Genomic DNA, 1718 nt, shown 5'->3' on the forward strand with positions numbered 1-1718 from the left:
TCTGTTACTGTGAGATTGCTTTGCTGATTACAGCTGGTGAGCCGGGACTATGGGGTCCCGGCATTCAATAGGAGGATGAGAGCGATGAGGCGTTATGGGGTTATGTTGAAGGTGACGGCCCTGGCTTGTGTTTCGGTCATGGCCTTGGCGGGCTGTGGGAGCGGCGGGGCTTCCACCGCCGAAGACGGCAGGCCGATCGTCACGGTGCAGGTCGTCAAGGACGCGCGGGCCGAGAAGATGTCGAAGATGGGGTGGACCAAGGATCTGGAGAAGGCCTGCGGGTGCAAGATCGACTGGCAGGACGTGGCTGGTTCCTCGTGGGACCAGCAGAAGAAGGCCTCCCTGGCCGCGGGCGAGGTGGCCGACGTGACCATCAGCGGTTTCGGATCGGGGGACATGGGCGAGTATGGCAGTCTCTTCCTCGATCTCAAGCCCGAGCTGGGGAAGATGCCCAACCTGTCCAAGACCTTCAAGACGGAGCCCTATGCGCGGGTGATCTCGACGACGGCCTCGGGCAAGATTCTGGGCGCCCCAACCGTGGATCGGCCGACCACCGCACGCACCAGCAACCACATGTTCATCAACAAGCAGTGGCTTGACAAGCTGGGGTTGAAGGTGCCGACCACCTGGGATGAGCTCGAGACCGTCCTCAAGGCGTTCAAGACCGGCGACCCCAACGGCAACGGGAAGGCCGACGAGATTCCCATGGAGTTCAATTCGCCGGGGACCGGCGGGTTCGGCCTCTTCCAGCCCAACGTCCTCCTGGCCAGCCTGGGGATCGTTGTCCCCAACGGGAGCCTGGGCATGTATGTGCAGGGCGGCACGGTGAAAAACTACCTGACCGACGTCCGTTACAAGGAGCTCATCTCCTACCTCCATAGGCTCTGGGCCGACGGGGTCATCTCGGCCGAGGCCTTCACCCATGACTGGTCCAAGTACACCGGCACCTGCAAGGGCGAGGGAACCACGGCCAAGGTCGGGTTCACTTGGATGTGGACCCCTTCCGATGTCTTCGGCCCCCAGCTGGCCGACCAGTACATCACCCTGCCCTCCCTGAAGGCCAGGGCCGACCAGGCGGAGAAGCCGGTGTGGTCCTACAACGGGGACGACCTGGCCTACCAGGCCGACCGCATCGTGGTCTCCGGCAAGGTCAAGAACAAGGAGGCGGCCCTGAAACTGGTCGACGCCTTCTACTCGCCCGACATCTCCATCCAGGCCCGCTACGGCGCCTTCGGCACGGCAGTCAAGAAGAACGCCGTCAACGACTACAAGATCCTCGACCCTCCCGCAGACCACCAGCTCTCCGATTGGCAGTTCTTCCAGTCCCTGGCTGACGGCGCCCCTGGCTGGATCAGCGACGAGATGAAACTGGACCTGCCCGCCTTCCACACCGAGGTCAAGGGCGTGGACGCCGTCTACGACGGGGACTATGCGGACGTGGACTTCAACAAGGACATCCTCTACGCCAACATGCCCATGACGGAGGAGCAGACCAACACGATGAACGCCAACAACACCGGGATCACCCAGGGGGCCATGAGCAAGTTCGCCCAGTGGGTCACCAAGGGCGGCGTGGAGGACGAATGGGACGCCTACGTGGCCAACCTGAAGAAGAACAAACTGGACGAGAACATCAAGATCCAACAGGACGTCTACAACTCCTTCAAAAAGAACATGGACACCATCGGAGTCAACCTCAACAACAACAAATAAACAGA

The 1718-nt window shown here is 61.5% G+C and carries 1 protein-coding gene; it reads left to right on the forward strand.

Translation table 11 applies throughout. The features are described 5' to 3' along the window. Positions 1–102 precede the first annotated feature (102 nt). Positions 103–1713, forward strand: coding sequence for an extracellular solute-binding protein (locus H3T93_RS09065; RefSeq protein WP_232348804.1), 1611 nt, complete (start codon positions 103–105; stop codon positions 1711–1713). Positions 1714–1718: the final 5 nt, after the last annotated feature.

This window comes from Bifidobacterium sp. M0404 (assembly GCF_016101415.1).
Classification (GTDB): Bacteria; Actinomycetota; Actinomycetes; order Actinomycetales; family Bifidobacteriaceae; genus Bombiscardovia; species Bombiscardovia polysaccharolytica.